Genomic DNA, 251 nt, shown 5'->3' on the forward strand with positions numbered 1-251 from the left:
TCCTCTCCCAGTCCTCCGTGTACGCTCGCCAACAAGCCTTGACTGACTTCCCAATTATCGTCTCCCAGACCTTCCCTTCGTCCCACTCATCCTTTCTCAACGCCTCATTCAGTCTTCCAATCGCTCCCTCACCGCCAATATTATCCTCCACCCATTCCAGAAACCACGCCGTAGTCTGGTACCCTGCATCCCACTTCTCGCCACGAGTCCGCTTTCCGGCCGGCCAAGGATTCCAATGCTCAGCTCCAAGT

Annotated in this window: 1 protein-coding gene; it reads right to left on the reverse strand. The window is 55.8% G+C overall.

Features of this window, described 5'->3' with window-relative positions; translation table 11 throughout:
• On the reverse strand, positions 1–251 hold a 251-nt coding region (locus ACLJNW_RS27095), incomplete at both ends, for a basic secretory protein-like protein (protein WP_410961645.1).

The sequence above is a fragment of the Salmonella sp. SAL4457 genome (assembly GCF_046548235.1).
GTDB classification, from domain to species: Bacteria; Pseudomonadota; Gammaproteobacteria; order Enterobacterales; family Enterobacteriaceae; genus Salmonella; species Salmonella enterica.